At 45.9% G+C, this 6,048-nt stretch carries 9 protein-coding genes and 2 pseudogenes; all 11 read right to left on the bottom strand.

The annotated features are described in order from the left end of the window. Positions 1-173 (bottom strand): annotated as a pseudogene (locus IQR33_RS33075) (lysozyme); the annotation flags it as partial. Further along, complete coding sequence (locus tag IQR33_RS13540; protein WP_017635442.1) at positions 160-369, bottom strand: HP1 family phage holin; 210 nt, start codon at positions 367-369, stop codon at positions 160-162. The pseudogene IQR33_RS33075 and the gene IQR33_RS13540, both read right to left, overlap by 14 nt. A 4-nt stretch (positions 370-373) precedes the next feature. Beyond that, positions 374-580, bottom strand: a complete 207-nt coding sequence (locus IQR33_RS13545) for a TraR/DksA C4-type zinc finger protein (protein WP_017635443.1) — start codon at positions 578-580, stop codon at positions 374-376. Between the two features lie 20 nt (positions 581-600). Further along, positions 601-1,053, bottom strand: coding sequence for a phage protein (locus tag IQR33_RS13550; protein ID WP_017821175.1), 453 nt, complete (start codon positions 1,051-1,053; stop codon positions 601-603). A gap of 3 nt (positions 1,054-1,056) precedes the next feature. Beyond that, positions 1,057-2,187, bottom strand: coding sequence for a DUF2586 domain-containing protein (locus IQR33_RS13555; protein ID WP_193837614.1), 1,131 nt, complete (start codon positions 2,185-2,187; stop codon positions 1,057-1,059). Between the two features lie 2 nt (positions 2,188-2,189). Continuing rightward, positions 2,190-2,849, bottom strand: coding sequence for a phage virion morphogenesis protein (locus IQR33_RS13560; protein WP_193837615.1), 660 nt, complete (start codon positions 2,847-2,849; stop codon positions 2,190-2,192). After that, the gene (locus IQR33_RS13565) at positions 2,842-3,330 is read right to left on the bottom strand and encodes a phage tail protein (protein WP_042522477.1); all 489 of its coding nucleotides are present in this window, start codon (positions 3,328-3,330) and stop codon (positions 2,842-2,844) included. The genes IQR33_RS13560 and IQR33_RS13565 overlap by 8 nt, the downstream gene beginning before the upstream one ends. Beyond that, the gene (locus tag IQR33_RS13570) at positions 3,327-3,791 is read right to left on the bottom strand and encodes a head completion/stabilization protein (protein ID WP_017635448.1); all 465 of its coding nucleotides are present in this window, start codon (positions 3,789-3,791) and stop codon (positions 3,327-3,329) included. Before IQR33_RS13570 ends, IQR33_RS13565 begins: the two co-directional genes overlap by 4 nt. Positions 3,792-3,899: 108 nt before the next feature. Beyond that, entirely contained in the window at positions 3,900-4,616 is a 717-nt protein-coding gene (gpM, locus tag IQR33_RS13575; protein WP_193837616.1) for a phage terminase small subunit, read from the bottom strand. Further along, entirely contained in the window at positions 4,609-5,631 is a 1,023-nt protein-coding gene (locus tag IQR33_RS13580) for a phage major capsid protein, P2 family (RefSeq protein ID WP_017821171.1), read from the bottom strand. Before IQR33_RS13580 ends, gpM begins: the two co-directional genes overlap by 8 nt. Then, positions 5,631-6,048, bottom strand: a pseudogene (locus IQR33_RS33080) (phage capsid protein); the annotation flags it as partial. The gene IQR33_RS13580 and the pseudogene IQR33_RS33080, both read right to left, overlap by 1 nt.

Here is a 6,048-nt window from a genome sequence, read left to right on the forward strand (position 1 = left end):
TCACCAATCAACTTCAGTCCTTTAGGGGTGATGCGCAGCGCTCCTAAGTCTCGTTCCGATACCACAACTTGCCCAATGGGCTGCGTCAATTCAGGTCCATAAACAGCCGTACCACCTGTTACCAAGCCGATCACAGCGACTACAGAACAAATGATCCGCTTAGTCAGTTTCACTCAGTGCTACTCCTTTTTCGCTAGCAATACGTTGCATTGCTCGCTTGTGCCAATAGTTCAATCCCAGTGCTGCAAGGCCAATCACTAGTGATAAAATGAAATACCACTGCTCAAATGTCAGCTTGCTGAAAGTCATTCCTGCCAATGACACAAGGTAAGCAACTCCACTGGTTAATTTGTCGAACCAATCTTTCATATCGTTACTCCAACTTAGCCTGGCAAGGGGCGCAAAACTGGCATCCCGCTATCGCTATCTGACGCCCTTCAGGGATAGGGTCACCACATTCAAGGCATTCTTTTGCACTCTCTTGTTCGCTTGTCTGCATAGACTGTTTAAGCTGGTTTGCGATTGCCATTTCAGTAAACTTGGTTTCGTTACTACTAGCATGGTCGATAAAGTCAGGCATTCGTTCTCTCTCTGATAGGCTTAAAGCAAACCGCGGGTATCATCATTACTTAGGTATGAGATGCCATTAATGCGAACAAAGTGAGGGCTCGTCACAAAGCCTTTAAGCTTGCGCTTGGTTTTATCACTGCTGTTTGGATCAACACTAAGTAAATCTGAGATTTGAAGCTTCACACCAAACAGCTCTACTTTGTCTTCATCATCGCCAGTATTTGCATAGAACATACAGTCGTGTGGCTTAATACCGCGCCAACTGCCAGCTTCGCGAGCTTTTTGTTGAAGCTTACGGAAGTTGTTCAAGTCCAGCTCATACTCAACATCACAACTCACAGCTCCATGAGTAAATCCAGTGGGAATGCCGCGCTCTTTATCAACAGCAGACTCATCATTGATGGTTGCTGTAGCCGACTCCACATGAACCAAAATCCCCAGCATGTTTATGTCGAAGCTTCGCCCTGTATAACGAGAATTCATTGTTTACTCCCCTAGTCGTTGATTGAGCATGATGCCGATGGTGATTTTCACTGGGCACTCGTAAGGTGTAACTGCGAGTAGAATTTCAACTTCTTCACTATTAACCCATGTAATGGTGATGTCATCGTCTTGAGGTGGTTTGATTTCACCAGGGAACTCGTAATCACCAATTTTTTTCACTACCGCCATTTCACGGAGGTCTTGAGTAAAATACAGCTTTGCGCTGGCTTCACTGCCTGGTGTGGAATTGAATTCTCGATCAGCAATTCGTGCAATTGCTCGTACCCGCACTTTACGTGCTGCTTTCATGGCGACACGAATGTGACGAATATCTTGATAATCACCACCAGGGACATCTAGCGTACGTCCAGTTGTCCAATATTGCCCCGGATAGTCCGGATACCACATCGGCACAGCGATTCGAGCAGCTTCTAGTGCTTTAAGTGTTGCTAGCTCTAATGGCTTTCCATCCTTATCTTTTGCTAATGCCATACTGCCGAGAATGCTGCCTGTTTTTACTCGTGCCGGTGAGTCAGCAATAGATACTTCTTGATTGGCCAACCGACCTGCATAAATGCCAACTGTAGAGTTTCCTTCGTGTACTTGTGGCACTACGGTGATGTATTCACTTGCAATGTTCTTTGGCACATTCACCGTTTGCGCTAACCACTCGGCCCATGTTTCACCGTCCTCGGAATCATTAATTCCTGGTAAGGAACAGATCATGAAAACTTCTCGTCCAAGCTTGGCTTTAAGTTCATGGCGAAATGCGACTGCATCTTCAAGAGTGGACGCTCCAGTATTTGGCTTATCCAACACAACAGCTTCAAAGCTTGATGTCTCATTGGCTTTAAAAACCGCAGCCTGCCAACTATCTGATGGGTTTAAAACGATCACACCGGCAGTCCAGTTCTGTTTCCCATTTAACTGAGCAGCTTTTAGCGTGAGCATGTGTACAGGGTCGATGTTATCGAACGCGCTGTCTGAAAAATCCGTGGTGTTATCCACCATAATTAGGTTGCGCTCTGTTCCTGCAACTGTGCCGTACACAACAAACAGAAAGTGAAATTCAACGCCCGGGATCGGTCCGCGCATCATGTTCAGAATGTTAATAATGACGGTAGGCCATGCCATGTTTAGTTGCTCCTATTTCGATTCATTTCCCGCTTGATAATCATTGCTGCCCGTTTCGGACTAATGCCTATCAATCGGCGTTCTGGGCGATCTACTTCCCACTTACGTAATGGCGTTTTATTTTCCAGATCACTAATCAGTTTTGCGGCTTCAGCGACGGTCATATTCTGAGTAATGAATTTGAGCGTTGGCTTTTTGCCTCTCTTCTGCCTGCCTTGGGGCGGAAGTCTGTAACCTAAATCGCGTAACTCTTTTGCTTGCTCTCTCGTTGCCGGGTCGGTTTTCTTTGGTTCTTTCGCTTTCTTGGCTTGCTTGAATCGCTGCTGCAATCCGCTTTCCTCTGCTTCACCGGTATGGTGAGCCAGTGCAACGGTTCCTCGTCTTGATGGCCAACCAACAACCAAAACCCGGTTATTGTCTTTTTGAAAATGCTTTAGCTTCTTAGTGAAACCTCTAAGCATTTTTCGCCTGCCGTTTTTGCGCTTTGACCACGCTTTACCGTCTGGGTCACGATGTGCTCGAATGTTTTTTTTGGTCGTTTTGGTGATGTATTTACCAAGCTCTTTCAGCACTCGGGCTCTGGCTTTTTTCTCAAGCTTTAGCAGCTCGAATTGCTCTTTAACTCGCAAATAACTGCGCTTATCGGCCCGTATCTCATACATTGCGGAGAACTACATGTGATAGCCTTTCCGCCTGCCAAATCTCGTACTCTTCAATCTTCCAGCGTTGACCATTCCAATAGATTGGCCCGTCGGGGTCTGCAGCCACTTTGACGGGTTCTTCAAACATGACTGAGACCAACACTTCGGCGTTTTTCTCATCTTCCAGTACTACGTCTACGTATGGGTCGTCTAAGTCTTCGATGCGGAAACGGTCAGAATCGTTGTCCATCAACCACGCCCCAACATTAGCGAACAGCACCGCTGGGTCGTATTCTTTGAAAGGGAATTTGTCGAAGTAGAAGTCAGCAACATAACGCTGATACAGCAGGTCAAAACCATGACCCATGTGCTTGGTTTCTAGTTTCAACTCAACCTTGCCCATTTCACATTCCATGCGCTTGGCTATCTTGTCGCCCACAACGCTGATTAAAAATGCGTTTAGGTCACGCAGCTTGTAACCTGCTTGGTATTGCGTTCTCATAGCAAATCCACCGATGAACGGTTCAGCCCTTTCATATTTCGAATAATGCGCTGGCTTTCTGAAAGTAATTCAGTGCGCACCTCTACGCTTCTGTCTGCGATGTGATCGCCCTTGTCCTTGGTATGAACAGTTGCAATGTCCGGCAGCAAATCAGCTTTGGCTCTCGCAAATACTGCTGATTCGTATTGATATACAACACGGTTTTTATCATTCATTTTCGGAAATGTAGGAACATTGCCAGCAGTTGCATGCCCCTCTTCCCGATACTTAGCTTTTAAGTCTTCGAGTTGCTGATTAACTTCCGAAACCGCATTAACTAGAGCGATAGCAATACGTTCTGAATCTTGAGCAGCAGGAATACCGCGACGCTTTTCAAAATCACCGGCATTGATGTTCGGCCAAAAACCGTCATTAGTGATTTCTGTCGCTTGATAATCCGAACCGGAAGATCCCGTAAACATCGTTATTCCTCTTTTAATAAGTGAGCCTCTAGCCACTGGGTCGACGGTATTGAGTTAGCCTATTGGCACTCTTACCTCACCAGCCGAGGCTCGGCGGCGTAGGAGCTGTTATAAATTTTTGTTGTCTTTAATCGCTCGAATACGTTGTTCTACCTGACCAATTTTGGTTTTCACCCCAATTTTGGCGTACTTCTCATGAGCACACTGCAGTAGCAACAAGGCCTTTTCCAAGGTATCTAAACAACCGATAGATGTCGGTTGCGGTTGTCCTTCTTCATTTCGAAGTAAGTGCAACCCAGCAAATCGATACCACTTGGCATGCACTTCTTCGTGTAGTCGCCATTCGCTCTCAACCTTTTCAAAAACCGCGCTGAAATAAGGCTCGATAGAATGTCCTCTGCCAGACTCTTTTTCCGCCCAAGCTAAAACTTCATCGGCGCACACGGTTGGCCAGTCACGTCGGAAGTTATCTGGTGTAGGTAAATCAAGCGCTATGGCTTTCAAGCACCAATCAATCGCGGTTTCCATGTCGTTGACATCGAACAACCAGATAACCATATTGGTGAAAATTGGGTTCTCGAATACTTCGCCTTTTGCTAGGTAAGCTTCCACGTACGGTTTGTACTTGGGCACCAAAACATCACGCTTATGTTTCACCTTGTCTTCGATAGCATTGAGCTGTTTTAGATATTTGCGGTCTTCTTCAAAATCGATCAGCTTGATGTGCAGGCTTTCGGTATTTGCACTAACACTCAACTTCGATGCAGAATGACTGACTTGATTTTCTAGAAGCTGACGACGCTGCCTTGCTAAAGGACTAGCCATTCATCACCTCTGCAGTGGCTGATTCGACGACTGAAACAGATTCGATAGCCGCGAACTTTTTAAGATTTCCCACAGCGTAACCTTCCATACGGATATGGTTTTGCTTGAAACGAAGCTCATCTTCATCGTTTTTCTGCTTACGCCACTGAGTGCCTTCTTGCGTCAGAATCTGTAGGTTCTTGGTATTGGTAACCCAAAGTTGATCAGCTGGGAAAAATGGTGGTGTGTAAGCCTTTTTGCCAGCAATTGTCTTGGCTAGGCTTTGGGCCGCTTTATGCTCTGTTGGACTATCGGCAGCCTCAAGTAAGCGGTGCTGCTCAGCCGCGACTAGATTCGACCCAACTAAAACAACGAGATCTGGGTCTTGACGATGTTCGGGAGCAATCGTCGTGTTGATTAGATCTTGCGTAAGTGAATCAAGATTCTTGTATGAATCAGTCGCAGTGCCTGTTGGGTCAAGCTTTGCTGATGCGAGTACCTGGCTAGATCTCTTCTCTTTAACAATCGTGAGCCAGCCTTTATTTACATCCTGGCCTAATGGATTTTTAATCGGGTCCGTATTAGTTGCGATAGACGTACCGTTAAAACCGACACGCAACATATCCAATGCAAAACGACGAGAAATCGCGCTTTTCATCATGCTCAACCAGTGACCTTTAGAGCCAGAGTTTGCCCATTGCGTCATAGTTTCCCAAAGGATGTGTGCTCCTGAATCTGTCTTTGTAAGCTCGTAGGTATTACCACTTTGGCCCACTTCCACGCTAAAACGTCCCGAACCAGATCGACCGGTCGAAAGGCCATCATCACCAACATCAACAACCTGACCTTTGATTTGCTGAACTGGCAGCAATGAAACCATACCTAGGAAAGCATCCGATTCCATAATTGCTTGACGTAGCTTAGTTTCCATTGGGGGCGTCAAGTTAAACGACTGTGTACCTTGCGGAGCATTTGCGGCGGATAACGTCGCTGTACAAAACTCTTGTAAATAACTGGTAGATAGTGCGTTCAGCATTAAAACATCTCCTTAGATGAGAAAGATTCACTAGCACCTGATGGATCTGGTTCCTGGTCAGGGACTTCTTGTGATAGTTCAGCAAACTTAGTTTCTAGTCCGTTCACTTTCTCAAACAACGGATTTAGCTTTTCTTCCAGCGCAGCGGAAAGCTGCTCGACCGTCGCATCTTTGCTTGCTACTTCTGGTGTTTCTGGTTGTTCAGGTGTGTTTTGCAAATTGAACTCTTCTTTTAGTTCTTGCTTAAACTCACCTTTGAAAGCAGAAAACTGCTCTTTTAGTGCGACTTTTAATTGTTCTTCGGTCACGTTGGTGCCCTCTGCTGTTGATAGCGTTTCTGGCTCTTCATCGTCAGAAGAGAAAAATTCATTGAATGCCGCAAAAAAGCGGTCTTTGCGAGTAAAGCAATCTGAAAAG

Origin of the sequence: Vibrio sp. OPT46, assembly GCF_015163535.1 — a bacterium.
Classification (GTDB): Bacteria; Pseudomonadota; Gammaproteobacteria; order Enterobacterales; family Vibrionaceae; genus Vibrio; species Vibrio alginolyticus.

What these genes read in the sequence shown, in the direction of transcription:
- IQR33_RS13540 (WP_017635442.1), bottom strand. Translation starts at nt 369, where the DNA reads ATGAAAGATTGGTTCGACAAATTAACCAGTGGAGTTGCTTACCTTGTG.
- IQR33_RS13545 (WP_017635443.1), bottom strand. Translation starts at nt 580, where the DNA reads ATGCCTGACTTTATCGACCATGCTAGTAGTAACGAAACCAAGTTTACT.
- IQR33_RS13550 (WP_017821175.1), bottom strand. Translation starts at nt 1,053, where the DNA reads ATGAATTCTCGTTATACAGGGCGAAGCTTCGACATAAACATGCTGGGG.
- IQR33_RS13555 (WP_193837614.1), bottom strand. Translation starts at nt 2,187, where the DNA reads ATGGCATGGCCTACCGTCATTATTAACATTCTGAACATGATGCGCGGA.
- IQR33_RS13560 (WP_193837615.1), bottom strand. Translation starts at nt 2,849, where the DNA reads ATGTATGAGATACGGGCCGATAAGCGCAGTTATTTGCGAGTTAAAGAG.
- IQR33_RS13565 (WP_042522477.1), bottom strand. Translation starts at nt 3,330, where the DNA reads ATGAGAACGCAATACCAAGCAGGTTACAAGCTGCGTGACCTAAACGCA.
- IQR33_RS13570 (WP_017635448.1), bottom strand. Translation starts at nt 3,791, where the DNA reads ATGTTTACGGGATCTTCCGGTTCGGATTATCAAGCGACAGAAATCACT.
- gpM (WP_193837616.1), bottom strand. Translation starts at nt 4,616, where the DNA reads ATGGCTAGTCCTTTAGCAAGGCAGCGTCGTCAGCTTCTAGAAAATCAA.
- IQR33_RS13580 (WP_017821171.1), bottom strand. Translation starts at nt 5,631, where the DNA reads ATGCTGAACGCACTATCTACCAGTTATTTACAAGAGTTTTGTACAGCG.